Raw genomic sequence first — 14,513 nt, forward strand, 5'->3', positions numbered from 1 at the left:
GCTTTGCGCCCCATTGCGACACAAGGCCGCTCCTACAGGGGATCGCGATCACTCGGACTGTCGCATTTCCCTGTAGGAGCGGCCTTGTGTCGCGATGGGCTGCAAAGCAGCCCCAATGGCCTATTTGCGAGCTTTCAGGATTACAAACTTGGACGTAGCTGCCACCTGCTCAACCCCACGGAACAACCGCGCCAGCTTGCTGTGGTAGCCCAGGTGGCGGTTCCCCACGATATACAGCGCCCCACCCACCACCAGCGCTTCGCGCGCCTGCTGGAACATGCGCCAGGCGAGAAAATCGCCCACCACTTGCTGCTGGTGGAACGGCGGGTTGCACAGCACCACATCCAGCGATTGCTTTTCAACTCCGGCCAGGCCGTCGGCTGCCTCGAAGGTCGCCGCTCGCTCGCCCAGCGCAGCCTGCCAGTTTTCCCGTGCCGATTGCACCGCCATGTACGACTCGTCAATCAAGGTGTACTCGGCATCCGGGTTGGCCAGGGCGCTGGCTATCGCCAGCACGCCGTTGCCGCAACCCAGGTCCGCCACCCGCGCACGGCCGAGGTCGCGGGGCAGGTGCGGGAGGAACGCCCGGGTGCCGATGTCCAGGCCCTCGCGGCAGAACACGTTGGCGTGGTTGACCAGTTCCAGCGCTGGCGCATCGAGGCGATACCGGCTGGGGTACGGCGAGCGGGCGACGGGCCGTTCGGCTACCGTCGCAGTCAGCAAGCGGGCCTTTTTCTGTGCCAGCGAAGCCTGCACCGGGCCGATGTATTTCTCCATCAGCTCGCCAGCGGCCCGTGGCAGGTGCTTGATCATTGCCCCGGCGATCACCTGTGCACCGGGCGCCAACTGGCTCTGTAGGCGGATCAGCTGCTCTTCGAGCAAGGCCAGGGTCTTGGGCACGCGCACCAGCACCCGGTCGAACGGGCCTTGCCAGTGTTCGCTGGCCGGCACGAATGGCACGCTGTCGAACGGCAGGCCATTGCGCACCAGGTTCTTTTCCAGGGCCAGGTGCGCCAGGTGCGAGTCGCCGCTGCTGACCACTTGCAGCTGGCCGGCCAGGCTGGCAGCCAGGGCGCCGAAGCTGTCATTGAGCACCAGTACCCGGCAGCTGGCGTCAGGTGCCTGTTCGTGCAACTGCGCAAGCAGGTACTCGTCGGCGGCATCGAAAGCCTGCAACGGGTCGTAGGCCTGCTCCGGCTGGCGGATCAGGTCGAGTTCGGCGTAGGGGGTGGTCAACAGGGGCATGGCGTCTGGCTCGGGTATGAAACTGCCCGTTGCGGTTCGCCCCGGGCTTTGCCGGGCGATTCTACAGGGCTTTGGCCGAGGTCGCAGGCTTGAAGGTCAGATCCAGCCGCGCAGGGCTGCGATGGCGATGGCGCCGGCCTTGTTGGCAGCGTTGGTCTTGGTGATGACGCTGCGGATATGAAAGTTTACCGTGCTTTGCGACAGTGACAGGATGCAGGCCACGTCGTTGGCTGTTTTGCCAGCGGCCGACCATCTCAGCACTTCCAGTTCCCGCTCGCTCATTTTCGGCGGCGGCGGGCACAGCGCGTTCAGGTGGTGCTCGCCCAGCACCGCGTGCAGGGTGTGGCACAGCCATTGGACACTGCCGGCCTTGTCGTAGAGTTCGTGGATGGCGATGTTGCCGTTGGGCCTGGCCACACTGACCTGGCTCTCGTTGTGCTGCAAGTCGTGCAAAGATTGCGTCCAGCCGTGACGCAGGCCGTGCTGGCAGGCGGCTTCACGAAAATGCGGAGCATCACGGTACAGCTCGTCGGTCCACAGCACCGGCATGGTCGAACTGTGACTGACGTTGGCGGCGGCGTCCTGCTTGTAGAACTCGTCACGCTGGTAGCGCTCGATCCACTCGTCCGGGTAGTTGCTGTAGAGGAAGACCCTGGGCGTCTGCGTGGCGATCTGGATGCGAATGTTCAGCCCGAGGTAATCCATGCCCAGGTCCTGTGCCAGGTGCACCGCGATGTCGAACAGCCTCCGTGGGCTGCGTTCACTGACGAAGGCTTGGAGATGTTCGGGTTTCCAGTGCTGCATCTGTAACGCTCCTCGGGGACGCAGAATCCAATCCGTTTGAGTACCCGGGTGATTGTAGGAAAAGTCCTACCATGACGTTGGGATTTTTTTGTTATAGCGATCAGGTTTTTCTGCAACTTCGGCATGATCGCCCTTGGTGAGGCCCTACAAAGCGGTGGTTTTTATCCCGGCCACTTTAGGCGACACTGTGCGCATGCAAACCTTGGAGCCCGATATGACCGCTAGCGCCGAAAAATTCACTCGCCAGACCCTGCTCGATGTTCAGCCACTGACGCCGAACCTCTTCAGCCTGCGGGTTACGCGCGATGCGGGGTTTCGCTTCCGTTCCGGCCAGTTCGCCCGCCTGGGTGTGACCAAGGCCGATGGCAGCGTGGTGTGGCGCGCCTATTCCATGGTCAGCGCGCCGCATGACGAGCACCTCGAATTCTTCTCCATCGTGGTGCCGGGCGGTGAATTCACCAGTGAACTGAGCCGGCTAGGGGCGGGTGATACCCTGCTGATCGACCGCCAGGCCTTCGGCTTCCTGACCCTGGACCGCTTTGTGGGTGGTCGCGACCTGTGGCTGCTGGCTACTGGCACCGGCATTGCGCCATTTATGTCGATCCTGCAGGACTTCGAGGCCTGGGAGCGGTTCGACAGCATCAAGCTGGTGTATTCAGTGCGCGAAGCGAAGGAGCTGGCCTATGTGGATGAAATCGCCGGGCTGGAGCAGCGTGACTACCTGGCCGAGTTTGCCGGCAAGCTGCAGTTCATTCCGGTGGTGACCCGCGAGCAGCACCCAGGGGCGTTGAACCAGCGCATTACCACGTTGATCGAGAATGGCGAGCTGGAGAAGGCGGCGGGGCTGGAGCTGTCGCCGGAGCATTCGCGGGTGATGTTGTGTGGCAACCCGGAAATGATCGACGAGACGCGCAAGGTACTGAAGGCGCGCGATCTGCAATTGAGCCTGAGCAAGCGGCCGGGGCAGGTGGCTGTGGAAAACTACTGGTAAGGCGAGCTGCAAGCCTCAAGCTGCAAGCTTCAAGAAAAGGCAGCCCCAGTTCACCTACCTGCTTTTTCTTGCAGCTTGCAGCTTGCAGCTTAGAGCCTCAAGGCAACCGATTCTGGTTCTGCGTCTTGAGCAAATCGCGAATCTCGGTCAGCAAGGTCTCTTCAGCCGAAGGCACTGGCGGCGCAGAAGGCGCCACGGCCTCTTCACGCTTCAGGCGGTTGATCGCCTTTACGCCCATGAAAATGGCAAACGCCACGATCACGAAGTCGATCACCGTCTGGATGAACTTGCCGTACGCCAGCACTACCGCAGGCACGTCACCCTCGGCAGCCTTCAGGGTAATGGCCAGGTCACTGAAGTCCACGCCACCGATCAGCAGGCCCAGTGGCGGCATGATCACGTCGCCGACGAAGGACGAGACGATCTTGCCGAAGGCCGCGCCGATGATGATACCAACCGCCATGTCGACGACATTGCCTTTGACCGCGAAGGCCTTGAACTCATTGAGCATGCCCATGTTTAGATCCTTGTAACAAAAGGTAAGGTTAACGCAGTGTAAGCCACTAGAACGCTTCATGCGTTGTGTTCAGGGCTACAGACTGCAGTTAGAACGAATAGTTTTGTCGCACGCGGAAGCGTTCGAGACACGTCTTGCTCGGCTATCATGGCGGTTTTTTCCAGGAGACCCCTCCCATGGCCAAAGCCAAGCGCTTGTATGGCTGCACCGAGTGCGGCGCGACCTTCCCCAAATGGGCCGGACAGTGCGGCGAATGCGGGGCCTGGAACACCCTGGTCGAAACCATGATCGAAAGCGGCGGCGCCGCGGCGCCCAGCAGTGGCCGTGCCGGCTGGACCGGGCAGCAGGCGCAGATCAAGACCCTGGCCGAAGTCAGCGTCGAGGAAATCCCGCGCTTCACCACCAGCAGCACCGAGCTGGACCGCGTGTTGGGTGGCGGCCTTGTGGATGGTTCGGTGGTGCTGATCGGTGGCGACCCCGGCATCGGCAAGTCGACCATCCTGCTGCAGACCTTGTGCAACATCGCCGTGGGCATGCCGGCGCTGTATGTCACCGGTGAGGAATCGCAGCAGCAGGTGGCCATGCGTTCGCGGCGCCTGGGCCTGCCCCAGGACCAGCTCAAGGTGATGACCGAAACCTGCATCGAGACCATCATTGCCACCGCGCGTGTAGAGAAACCGCGGGTGATGGTGATCGACTCGATCCAGACCATTTTCACCGAGCAACTGCAGTCGGCCCCCGGCGGCGTGGCCCAGGTACGCGAAAGCACGGCGTTGCTGGTGCGCTACGCCAAGCAGAGCGGTACAGCGATCTTCCTGGTCGGCCACGTGACCAAGGAAGGTTCGCTGGCCGGCCCACGGGTGCTGGAACACATGGTTGATACCGTGCTGTATTTCGAGGGCGAGTCCGATGGCCGCCTGCGTTTGTTGCGGGCGGTGAAGAACCGCTTTGGCGCGGTCAACGAACTGGGCGTGTTCGGCATGACCGACCGCGGCCTGAAAGAAGTGTCCAACCCGTCGGCGATCTTCCTCAACCGTACCCAGGAGGAAGTACCCGGTAGTGTGGTAATGGCCACCTGGGAAGGTACCCGACCGATGCTGGTCGAAGTTCAGGCACTGGTCGACGACAGCCACCTGGCCAACCCGCGCCGGGTCACCCTGGGCCTGGACCAGAACCGCCTGGCCATGCTGCTGGCGGTGCTGCACCGTCATGGTGGTATCCCGACCCATGACCAGGACGTGTTCCTCAACGTGGTTGGCGGGGTCAAGGTGCTGGAAACCGCTTCCGACCTGGCGCTGCTGGCGGCGGTGATGTCCAGCTTGCGCAACCGGCCCTTGGCCCATGGCCTGCTGGTGTTTGGCGAGATTGGCCTGTCGGGCGAGGTGCGGCCGGTGCCAAGCGGGCAGGAGCGGTTGAAGGAAGCGGCCAAGCATGGGTTCAAGCGGGCGATCGTGCCCAAGGGCAATGCGCCGAAAGAGTCGCCGGCGGGGTTGCAGGTGATTGCTGTGACCCGGTTGGAGCAGGCTCTGGATGCGTTGTTTGAGTAATGTATAGCCTGTACCGGCCTCTGTGGGAGCGGGCTTGTCCCGCGAATAGGGCGACACTGTCCTTTGGCACCGGCTACGCCGGTGTTCGCGGGGCAAGCCCGCTCCCACAGGCCCCTCCACCTCACCGCTCAGTCAGCGGTCAATGCTCGGCCACCGGCGTGCGCCTGACCGTTTCATTGCCATGCTCGTCCAGTTCCAGCAGCGGCACTTCATTACCCTCGGCATCGAACAGCTTGCCATCCTTGAAGTAGTCACCATCACGCAGCGCGGAAATGTCCGAGTACTGGATAGTGCGCTCGTAGGCTGCGGCGAACACCGACTGGTTTTCCGAGTTGCCGGTGGTGAAGTGGTTGAAGATCAGGTTCAGCAGGATGGCCATTATCGCCGCCGAGCTGATGCCCGAGTGGAAGATGGTCTCAAACCAGTTCGGGAAGTTGTGGTAGAAGGTCGGCGCGGCGATCGGGATCATGCCGAAGCCCAGCGAGGCGGCAACGATGATCAGGTTGACGTTGTTCTTGTAGCTGACCTTGGACAGGGTTCGGATACCACTGGCAGCCACGGTGCCGAACAGCACGATACCGGCGCCGCCGAGCACCGGGGTAGGCACCGCGGCGATAACCCGGCCCATTACCGGCAGCAGGCCGAGCACCACCAGGATCACGCCACCGGTGGCCACTACGTAGCGGCTCTTGACCCCGGTCACGGCCACCAGGCCGACGTTCTGGGCGAATGCGCTCTGGGTGAACGAACCAAAGATCGGCGCCAGGATGCTCGATGCCATGTCGGCGCGCAGGCCGTTACCCAGGCGCTTGGAGTCTACCTTGGTCTCGATGATTTCACCCACGGCGAGGATGTCGGCCGAGGTTTCCACCAGGGTTACCATGATCACGATGCACATCGACAGGATCGCGGCGATGTGGAATTCCGGCATGCCGAAGTGGAACGGCGTGGGGAAGGCGAACATCGGGCCTTCGCTGACCTTGCTGAAGTCGGTCATGCCCAGTGCCCAGGCGATCAGCGTGCCGACCACCATGGCCAGCAGGATCGACAGGCGCGAGATGGTCGCGTTACCCAGCTTGCTCAGCAGCAGCACGATGGCGAAGGTCAACCCGGCCAGGCCGATGTTGGCCACGCTGCCGAACTCGGGCGAAGCGCTGTTGCCGCCCATCACCCAGCGCGCGGCGACCGGCATCAGGGTCAGGCCAATGGTGGTGATGACGATGCCGGTCACCAGCGGCGGGAAGAACTTGGTGATGCGCGAGAACACCGGGGTGATCAGGAAACCGATCAGCGATGCTGCCATGACCGCGCCAAGCACGCCCGGCAAGCCACCGCCGCCCTCACTGCTGAGGATTGCGCCCATGGTCGCCACACCGGCGAACGACACGCCCTGCACCAGCGGCAATTGGCAGCCGAAGAACGGCAAGCCAAGGGTTTGCAGCAAGGTGGCCAGGCCACCGGCAAACAGCGAGGCAGCAATCAGCATGCCGATCTCGGCACCGTTCAGGCCAGCGGCCTGCCCCAGGATCAGGGGTACCGCCACGATCCCACCATACATGGTCAGCACATGCTGCAGACCATAGGCCAGGTTGGCACCAAGCCCGAGGTTTTCATCCTCGGGGCGCTTGGCGGGAGACGTGCTAGGGGACGTAGTCATGGAGCAGGCTCTCTGTTTATTGTTGTGTCGCTACTGTAGACACTTCCTACAAATGATTGCCACAAAAATTGTATACAATATTTTGATCGAAGCGCGCACAGGTGCGGCTGCAGGGTGCGCGTAAACCCAATGCAGAAGGCGTACCAACTCATCAGAAGCTGTATTAGAGGGGTGTGTACAAAGTGCTGCTGCCCAGGCTTAAAGCTGTCTGGGTAGACAAGAAACAGAAGGTGGGAAGGCTGTTAGCCGACTAACAGATTCTATTCTTCGATGAGTTCGCGCAGCTCGCGCATCATTTCGGTGCCATCGGCGAGGTTTAATTCCACAAGACGGTGCAAGTGGGTCATCGAGTCGACGTCGATATACAGGCAGATGAAGCCCAGGCGGGTGGGCTCCTCATGGCGCAGTTCCACCTGCATCTGTACCCGCACATCAGGGTTCAGGTGGATGACCGCATCGAAGTCCTGGGTCAGGTCGGCGTCCCAGGGTTCGGGGCATTTGACCAGCATGCCCTTGAGCGATACATCCAACAGTTTTACCGGCCAGCGGCGGTCGCCCTGACGCAGCTCGGTGGGGGCATCGAAATCGATACGCTGGAAGCGGCGGCGTTCGTCGTGATTGCTCATGGGCAGGCCCTCGGGTGACATCCTGACTATAGTTAGAAGGATATGTGCATCAGGTACCGCAATCTGGCCGCAGAGGCTCTAGACCAAAGCAAGTGTGGCAATGCGCGATGACTGGCCCTAGACTCGGTGGGCGGTCTTTCCAATCCACCAGCTGGAAGCTAACCATGAACAACAATAATAGCCTGCTACGCCACATTCCGTGGCTGGCGCTGGCAGTCATAGGGGCCTGCGCGCTGGGTGTGGTAGCCCTGCGTCGCGGCGAGGCAATCAACGCCTTGTGGATCGTGGTCGCGTCAGTGGCCATCTACCTGGTTGCCTATCGCTACTACAGCCTGTTCATCGCCACCAAGGTGATGCAACTCGACCCGCGCCGTGCCACACCGGCGGTGCTCAACAACGACGGCCTGGACTACGTCCCAACCAACAAACACATTCTTTTCGGTCACCACTTCGCCGCCATCGCCGGTGCAGGTCCACTGGTGGGTCCGGTTCTCGCCGCGCAAATGGGCTACCTGCCCGGCACGCTGTGGCTGATCGCCGGCGTGGTGCTGGCCGGTGCGGTGCAGGACTTCATGGTCCTGTTCCTGTCTACCCGCCGCAATGGCCGCTCGCTGGGCGACATGGTGCGCGAGGAGATGGGCCGCATTCCGGGCACCATTGCCTTGTTCGGCTGCTTCCTGATCATGATCATCATCCTCGCCGTGCTGGCGCTGATCGTGGTCAAGGCCCTGGCTGAAAGCCCATGGGGCATGTTCACGGTGATGGCGACCATCCCGATCGCGATGTTCATGGGCATCTACATGCGCTACATCCGCCCGGGCCACATCGGTGAAATCTCGATCATCGGCGTGGTGCTGTTGCTGGGTTCGATCTGGCTGGGGGGCCAGATTGCGGCTGATCCGGTTTGGGGCCCGGCGTTTACCTTCACTGGGGTACAGATTACCTGGATGCTGGTGGGCTATGGCTTTGTCGCGGCCGTGTTGCCGGTGTGGCTGGTACTGGCGCCGCGCGACTACCTGTCGACCTTCCTCAAGATCGGCACCATCATCGCCCTGGCCATCGGCATCCTGATCACCATGCCCGAGTTGAAGATGCCAGCGCTGACCCAGTTCACCGACGGCACCGGCCCGGTGTGGAAGGGCACCCTGTTCCCGTTCCTGTTCATCACCATTGCCTGTGGTGCGGTGTCGGGCTTCCACGCGCTGATTTCCTCGGGCACCACGCCCAAGCTGCTGGATAACGAAACCAACGCCCGCTACATCGGCTACGGCGGCATGCTGATGGAGTCGTTCGTCGCCATCATGGCCATGGTGGCTGCGTCGGTGATTGAGCCAGGCGTGTACTTCGCCATGAACAGCCCGGCCGCCGTGGTTGGCGCCGACGTTGCATCGGTGGCGCAGACGGTCAGCAGCTGGGGCTTCCTGATCACACCGGAGCAACTGGAGGCGGTCGCCCGCGACATCGGCGAGCACACCATCCTGGCCCGCGCCGGGGGGGCACCGACCCTGGCAGTCGGTATCGCGCAGATCCTGCACCATGTACTGCCGGGTGAAAACACCATGGCCTTCTGGTACCACTTCGCGATCCTGTTCGAGGCGCTGTTCATTCTTACCGCAGTAGATGCCGGTACCCGTGCCGGGCGCTTCATGCTGCAGGACCTGCTGGGCAGCTTCGTGCCAGCCCTGAAACGCACCGAGTCGTGGGGGGCCAACCTGCTCGCCACCGGCGGTTGCGTGGCGCTGTGGGGTTACCTGCTGTACCAGGGTGTGATCGACCCGCTGGGTGGCATCAACACCCTGTGGCCGCTGTTCGGTATCTCCAACCAGATGCTGGCCGGTATTGCCCTGATGCTCGGCACCGTGGTGCTGATCAAGATGAAGCGCGAGCGCTACATCTGGGTCACCCTGCTGCCCGCTACCTGGCTGCTGATCTGCACCACCGCGGCAGGCCTGATCAAGCTGTTCGACCCGAACCCGGCGGTTGGTTTCCTGGCACTGGCCAAGAAGTACAGCACCGCACTGGACGCCGGCCAGGTATTGGCCCCGGCCAAGGACATCGGGCAGATGCAGCACGTGATCTTCAACGCCTACACCAACGCCGGCCTGACCATCCTGTTCCTGCTGGTGGTGTTCAGCGTGCTGTTCTTTGCCCTCAAGGTCGGCTACGCCGCCCTCGGCCGCAAGGAGCGCAGCGACAAGGAAACCCCGTTCCAGGCCCTGCCTGACGCTTGAGAGGACTGCAGCCATGTTCAACGACCTGGGTCGACTGGGTAAATACCTGGGGCAGGCAGCCCGCCTGATGGTCGGCATGCCCGACTACGACAACTATGTCGAGCACATGCAGAAGACACACCCGGACAAGCCGGTCATGACGTACGAGCAGTTCTTCCGCGAACGTCAGGAAGCGCGTTACGGCGGCAAGTCCGGGCCGAAGTGCTGCTAAACCGGGGCTAGCGCGATCCTGTAGGAGCGGCCTTGTGTCGCGATGGGCCGCGCAGCGGCCCCGGCAAAATCTGTTGCGAAGCTGAAAATCTGGGGCCGCTCTGCGGCCCATCGCGACACAAGGCCGCTCCTACAAGGATTGCGCCTACCCTCCAGAATCCCACTGCACAGGAGATGTTCTGCGTGCAGACGCCCATTCCCGTAACCATCCTCACCGGCTTCCTCGGCGCCGGTAAGACCACCTTGCTCAAGCACATGCTCAAGGCCGAGCACGGCCTGAAGCTGGCTGTGATCGAAAACGAATTCAGCGAAGCCGGCATCGACAGCCAGCTGCTGGGCGACCAGCCGGTGCAGGTGATGACCCTGGCCAATGGCTGCGTGTGCTGCAGCATCCACGGCGACCTGACCCGCGCCTTGTACCTGTTGCTCGAGCGCCTGGATGCCGGTGAAATCGCCTTCGACCGCCTGGTGATCGAATGCACCGGCCTGGCCGACCCGGCGCCGGTGGCGCAAACCTTCTTCATCGACGAGGAACTGCGCGAGCGCTATCTCCTCGACGGCATCATCACCCTGGTCGATGCCATGCATGCCGACTTGCACCTGACTCAGACCATCGCCCAGGCCCAGGTCGGCTTTGCCGATCGCCTGCTGCTGAGCAAGACCGACCTGGTCGAGCCGGCCGCGGTCGAAGCCTTGCGCGAACGCCTGGCCCGCATCAATGGCCGGGCGGCGATCCGTGTCGTTGAGCACGGTCGCATCGACCTGGCAGCGCTACTGGATGTGCGCGGTTTCAACCTCAACCCCGACCTGGGCGCACACTTGAAACCCTCGCTGCGCCCGGTACTCAAACCCGCCACACCAGACCGCATCGGCACGATGGTGCTGCGCACGGAAACCGCGCTGGATATCGACCGCCTCAGCGGCTTCATGAACGAGCTGCTGGAAACCCACGGCAAGCAATTGCTGCGCTACAAGGGCGTACTGAACATTGCCGGCGAGGAGCGCAAACTGGTGTTCCAAGGCGTGCTCAAGCTGTATGGCTTTGACTGGGACGCCGAGTGGGCCGAAGGTGAAACCCGCGAAAGCGTGATGGTGTTTATTGCCGATGACCTGCCCGAGGCTACGATTCGGGCTGGGTTCGAGGCGCTGGCTGCGGACTGAGCCGGTGTGGGGCTTGCGGGGCGAACCACTGCGGCCATGAGCTGCGGTGGCGCGTTTCTACCTCGATGCACGGAATCAGCCGTTCGGTCAGCACGGCAGTTTGCCCCACGGCCTTGGCGGTGCGGTACTTGATGCTGTGGATGCACTCGCGGTCGCCGAACTCGCAGCGGTTCAGCGCAGTACCGCCGCAGGGGCCGTTGGCCAGGCCCTTGGGGCAGGTTTCCGGGCAGATGTACAAGGTGTCTTCCAGGCGGCAGCGGCCGCAGGTATCGCAACCCACCAGCGGGCGCTTCACAGTGCGTTCCAGGCTGTGCAGCACGTGTACACCAACGGGGGTTGCCCACAGGGGTTGGCGCACCGCCCAGCCAAACGCCTTGCTCAGGCTGTTGCGGCGGCTGAATAGCAGCGAATGCATGCCATGCATCAGGTGATAGCGGGCTTTTTCCTTGAACGAGGCATCGACCCGTGACTCGCCCTGGCGCCAGCCCGCCTGGGGCGGATGGAACGTCACTGCCGGCAGTCCGGGCATTTGCCAGCTGGCCTGCCAGGCAGGCGCCCATTGTTCCAGCGTGTGAACCTGCGCTTGCCAGTGCTCCAACCGCGCTTCCAGGGCAAGCAACTGCTTAAGCTCGTGAACCCCCGACAGGTGCACGCCGGCGTAGCCCATCAGTTTGGTACCCACGATCTGCAAGGCCAGGCGGTCAACGCTGCGTGCCTGGGCAAAGGCCTTGGACTGCGCCGTTTCTGCTTCGAGCATGTCACGCATGGACGGTGTGACGGTAACGCCGGCCACGTGGTCGAGCATTGCTGCACGGCCGTGGGTAAGGCTCATCAGGCAGGCCAGCATAGGTTTTGGCGTGGCCTGGCGACGCATCCAGTGCATGGCTTCCTGGTGCTTGGCGGCATCGAAACCCAGTTGCAGGGTAAGGAAGTCGGCCCCAGCTGCCAGCTTTTTCTCGGCCTTGAAGTACTGCGCGCCGCCTTCTTCCTCGTGGTACTTGAACGGGTTCAGCGCCGCGCCCAGCAACCAGTGCGGGCAGGCCTGCCGGGCAATCTGCAGCGCGGCCACCGACTCCAGGTAGCGCACCGGACGCTGGCCAGGTTCATGCCCGGGCAAGCGGTCACCGGTCAGCAGCAACAGCTGGTCGAGGCCGGCGGCGTCCATGCGTTGCAATTGGGCAAGCAGGTGGTGGCGTTCTCGGTCCTTGCCGGAGAAGTGGGGCAGGGCGGGTACCGGGCTGCTGAACGAGGCAAGGGCGTCCAGCGGCGACATGTCCAACGGGCTGCCAACGCGGTCGCCGATGGCCACGGTCATTGGCCAGCCGCACAGGTGCGCACGGTCCATGATCGCCTGCATGGCAGCGAAGCGTTCTGCGGAGGCTTTGGGGACGAACTCCATCACACAGACAAAGTTCTGTTCACGCAGCGCGGTTTTCAACAGGCTCATGAGGCCGGGCACCTGGTGTAGTCAGGGTGGCATTGTGCGGCAGAAGGCGGGCGAGGTCATGTCCGGATGCGCAGGGTGGTGCTCTGAATGAGACATGGGTCAGCCCATGCAAAACCATGAACATGAGAATTTCTTGGGTTCATCTCAAATTTTATGAGTTTGTCTCAATACACCCATCCGCCGGAAAATCCCTTCATCAATTTGAGCATGCTGAAGGGACAAGACATGGCACTGGCACATAACCTGGGCTTTCCACACATTGGCGGGGACCGCGAACTGCGGGCACGCCACTGGCAAGTGCAGAAGGACGCCGGAGTCGAACTGCTGCCAGTCGGCGACTTCGCCCAGCATGACTACGCCCTGAGCACCGATGACCAGCCGTTTGTACTCAACTGGGAACCCCTGTTCGAAGAAGTCGAGCAAGCCAAAGCGTTGGGCCATCCCGTCAAGCCGGTGGTGGTCGGCCCATTGACCTACCTGTGGCAGGGACAGGCCCGGAACGTCGACTTCGACAAGCTGGAACTGCTCGACCGCCTGTTGCCCCTGTATGACCAAGTTCTTAACCGCTTGGCCGCCTTGGGCGTTGAGTGGGTGCAAATCGACGAACCGATCCTTGCCCAGGCGTTGCCGCAGGATTGGAAAAACGCCTACGAACGCGTCTACAACATCCTTCAGCGTGCGCCGCTGAAGAAGCTGATCGCCACCTACTCCGGTGGCCTCGATGGCAACCTCGGCCTGGCCGCCAACCTGCCGGTCGATGGCCTGCATATCGATCTGGTACAGGCGCCTGAGCAGTACCAGGCCATCCTCGACCGCCTGCCGGCCTACAAGGTACTGTCGCTGGGCCTGGTTGATGGCGGCGACGCCGCGCCTTGCGACCTGGACAAAGCCCTGGGGCTGCTGCAGGAGGCCCATGAGCGTCTGGGTGACCGGCTGTGGCTCGCACCGGCCTGTTCGTTGGCGCATAGCTCGGTGGAAGTGGCTGTGCAGAAGTGCCGCGAAGTGGCTACGCTGGCCGCTTCGCTGGAGCAGTACCGCGTCGCTGCCTGATCATCTGTTGCCTGTACCGGCCCATTCGCGGGTGAACCCGCTCCTACACAGGTACAGCGCAAACAGTGAAATTTGCGCGGTCCTTGTAGGAGCGGGTTCACCCGCGAATAGGCCCGCACAGCCCATACAAAACCCCTAGAATGCCGATTCCAATGAAATCCACAGGGAAGTGATGCGATGCGCATTCTGGTAGTCGGCGCCAGCAAGGGCTTAGGCAAGGCATTCATGGAAGGGCTGGGCAAACCCGACGATACATTGATCGGCGTGTCACGCGCCAAACCAGCGGCCGTGAACATCAGCGAGGATATCCACGCCCAGTGGGTCGAGGCCGATCTCGGCCAGCCGGCTGCTGCCGTCGAGGCCATTGCCCAAGCGCTTGGCGAAGGTGGCGTGGATACGCTGATCTACAACCTCGGCCTGTGGGAGGCCGACGCCTTCGAAGCGCACTACAGCTTTCTCGAAGACCGCGATGTGGAATTGCAGCGCATGGTCGACTGCAACATCACCGCGACCATCCTGCTGATCAAGCGCCTGCTGCCGCTGCTGCTGAAAAGCGAGAAACCACGCATCATTCTTACCGGCTCTACCTCGGGCCTGCCGCAGAGTGGGCGCCCGGAAGTGACCTTCGCCGCATCCAAGTTCGCCCTGCGCGGCATTGCCGAGGCGTTGCGTGAAGGCTATCGAGAACAGGGTCTGGGGGTGACTTGCCTGAATCTGGGGTATTTGAATACCGAGGACAGTCTCGATGTGCCGCTGGCCGAGGCGGCGGCGCGTGGGGAAGGGGGGCTGATACCGCTGCATGATGTGGTGCTGATGGTGCGTAGCTTGCTGGAACTGTCGGCGGCGAGCTATGTGCGTGAGCTGACCTTGCCGGCTATTGCTGATGAGCGGTTCTAAAGGTTTATAAGCAGGCCCGGCCTTTTCGCGGGTGAACCCGCTCCTACAGGGACCGCGCACATTCAACGTTTGCGCCGTACTTGTAGGAGCGGGTTTACCCGCGAAGAGGCCGGGCCTGCTCAACTCAATC

Annotated in this window: 13 protein-coding genes; 7 read left to right on the forward strand and 6 right to left on the reverse strand. The window is 62.4% G+C overall.

Features of this window, described 5'->3' with window-relative positions; genetic code table 11:
- Positions 1-120 precede the first annotated feature (120 nt).
- Both ACIP02_RS05995 and ACIP02_RS06000 read right to left on the reverse strand, forming a co-directional pair.
- Complete coding sequence (locus tag ACIP02_RS05995) at positions 121-1,245, reverse strand: methyltransferase (protein WP_400614229.1); 1,125 nt, start codon at positions 1,243-1,245, stop codon at positions 121-123.
- A gap of 96 nt (positions 1,246-1,341) precedes the next feature.
- On the reverse strand, positions 1,342-2,049 hold the full coding sequence (locus ACIP02_RS06000; protein ID WP_400614231.1) for an autoinducer binding domain-containing protein: 708 nt from the start codon (positions 2,047-2,049) through the stop codon (positions 1,342-1,344).
- Positions 2,050-2,263: 214 nt separating this feature from the next.
- On the opposite strand from ACIP02_RS06000, the gene ACIP02_RS06005 reads away from it, so the two are divergent.
- Complete coding sequence (locus ACIP02_RS06005; protein ID WP_400614233.1) at positions 2,264-3,040, forward strand: ferredoxin--NADP reductase; 777 nt, start codon at positions 2,264-2,266, stop codon at positions 3,038-3,040.
- A 97-nt stretch (positions 3,041-3,137) separates the two neighbouring features.
- On the opposite strand, the gene mscL is transcribed toward ACIP02_RS06005, so the two are convergent.
- Positions 3,138-3,557: a large-conductance mechanosensitive channel protein MscL gene (gene mscL, locus ACIP02_RS06010; protein WP_400614235.1), complete on the reverse strand. Its 420-nt coding sequence runs from the start codon at positions 3,555-3,557 to the stop codon at positions 3,138-3,140.
- Between the two features lie 176 nt (positions 3,558-3,733).
- On the opposite strand from mscL, the gene radA reads away from it, so the two are divergent.
- Entirely contained in the window at positions 3,734-5,104 is a 1,371-nt protein-coding gene (gene radA, locus ACIP02_RS06015; RefSeq protein WP_019472669.1) for a DNA repair protein RadA, read from the forward strand.
- 139 nt (positions 5,105-5,243) lie between these two features.
- Here radA and ACIP02_RS06020 read toward each other — a convergent pair whose 3' ends face one another.
- A complete protein-coding gene (locus ACIP02_RS06020) occupies positions 5,244-6,761 on the reverse strand; it encodes a nucleobase:cation symporter-2 family protein (protein ID WP_400614238.1) in 1,518 nt (505 codons plus the stop codon).
- Between the two features lie 260 nt (positions 6,762-7,021).
- Entirely contained in the window at positions 7,022-7,387 is a 366-nt protein-coding gene (locus ACIP02_RS06025; RefSeq protein ID WP_400614240.1) for a PilZ domain-containing protein, read from the reverse strand.
- Positions 7,388-7,551: 164 nt separating this feature from the next.
- Here ACIP02_RS06025 and ACIP02_RS06030 point away from each other — a divergent pair, with 164 nt between their 5' ends.
- The 3 genes from ACIP02_RS06030 to yjiA all read left to right on the forward strand — a co-directional run bounded on the left by ACIP02_RS06030 (position 7,552) and on the right by yjiA (position 10,989).
- Complete coding sequence (locus ACIP02_RS06030; protein WP_400614243.1) at positions 7,552-9,618, forward strand: carbon starvation CstA family protein; 2,067 nt, start codon at positions 7,552-7,554, stop codon at positions 9,616-9,618.
- Between the two features lie 13 nt (positions 9,619-9,631).
- Entirely contained in the window at positions 9,632-9,829 is a 198-nt protein-coding gene (locus tag ACIP02_RS06035; protein ID WP_085626863.1) for a YbdD/YjiX family protein, read from the forward strand.
- A gap of 182 nt (positions 9,830-10,011) precedes the next feature.
- Entirely contained in the window at positions 10,012-10,989 is a 978-nt protein-coding gene (gene yjiA / locus ACIP02_RS06040) for a GTPase (RefSeq protein ID WP_400614245.1), read from the forward strand.
- Here yjiA and ACIP02_RS06045 read toward each other — a convergent pair.
- Entirely contained in the window at positions 10,949-12,436 is a 1,488-nt protein-coding gene (locus tag ACIP02_RS06045) for a methylenetetrahydrofolate reductase C-terminal domain-containing protein (protein WP_400614247.1), read from the reverse strand. The genes yjiA and ACIP02_RS06045 overlap by 41 nt on opposite strands.
- A gap of 225 nt (positions 12,437-12,661) precedes the next feature.
- On the opposite strand from ACIP02_RS06045, the gene ACIP02_RS06050 reads away from it, so the two are divergent.
- Both ACIP02_RS06050 and ACIP02_RS06055 read left to right on the forward strand, forming a co-directional pair.
- Complete coding sequence (locus ACIP02_RS06050) at positions 12,662-13,486, forward strand: 5-methyltetrahydropteroyltriglutamate--homocysteine methyltransferase (protein WP_400614249.1); 825 nt, start codon at positions 12,662-12,664, stop codon at positions 13,484-13,486.
- 177 nt (positions 13,487-13,663) lie between these two features.
- Positions 13,664-14,383, forward strand: coding sequence for an SDR family NAD(P)-dependent oxidoreductase (locus ACIP02_RS06055; protein WP_400614251.1), 720 nt, complete (start codon positions 13,664-13,666; stop codon positions 14,381-14,383).
- Positions 14,384-14,513 lie beyond the last annotated feature (130 nt).

The organism is Pseudomonas sp. NPDC089408 (assembly GCF_044749445.1).
In the GTDB taxonomy this organism is placed as follows: domain Bacteria; phylum Pseudomonadota; class Gammaproteobacteria; order Pseudomonadales; family Pseudomonadaceae; genus Aquipseudomonas.

Excerpts from the sequence above, each read along its gene's own strand:
- ACIP02_RS06035 (WP_085626863.1), top strand. The coding sequence starts at position 9,632 with ATGTTCAACGACCTGGGTCGACTGGGTAAATACCTGGGGCAGGCAGCC.
- ACIP02_RS06000 (WP_400614231.1), bottom strand. The coding sequence starts at position 2,049 with ATGCAGCACTGGAAACCCGAACATCTCCAAGCCTTCGTCAGTGAACGC.
- ACIP02_RS06005 (WP_400614233.1), top strand. The coding sequence starts at position 2,264 with ATGACCGCTAGCGCCGAAAAATTCACTCGCCAGACCCTGCTCGATGTT.
- ACIP02_RS06020 (WP_400614238.1), bottom strand. The coding sequence starts at position 6,761 with ATGACTACGTCCCCTAGCACGTCTCCCGCCAAGCGCCCCGAGGATGAA.
- ACIP02_RS06050 (WP_400614249.1), top strand. The coding sequence starts at position 12,662 with ATGGCACTGGCACATAACCTGGGCTTTCCACACATTGGCGGGGACCGC.
- ACIP02_RS06055 (WP_400614251.1), top strand. The coding sequence starts at position 13,664 with ATGCGCATTCTGGTAGTCGGCGCCAGCAAGGGCTTAGGCAAGGCATTC.
- ACIP02_RS05995 (WP_400614229.1), bottom strand. The coding sequence starts at position 1,245 with ATGCCCCTGTTGACCACCCCCTACGCCGAACTCGACCTGATCCGCCAG.
- mscL (WP_400614235.1), bottom strand. The coding sequence starts at position 3,557 with ATGGGCATGCTCAATGAGTTCAAGGCCTTCGCGGTCAAAGGCAATGTC.
- radA (WP_019472669.1), top strand. The coding sequence starts at position 3,734 with ATGGCCAAAGCCAAGCGCTTGTATGGCTGCACCGAGTGCGGCGCGACC.
- ACIP02_RS06045 (WP_400614247.1), bottom strand. The coding sequence starts at position 12,436 with ATGAGCCTGTTGAAAACCGCGCTGCGTGAACAGAACTTTGTCTGTGTG.
- ACIP02_RS06025 (WP_400614240.1), bottom strand. The coding sequence starts at position 7,387 with ATGAGCAATCACGACGAACGCCGCCGCTTCCAGCGTATCGATTTCGAT.
- ACIP02_RS06030 (WP_400614243.1), top strand. The coding sequence starts at position 7,552 with ATGAACAACAATAATAGCCTGCTACGCCACATTCCGTGGCTGGCGCTG.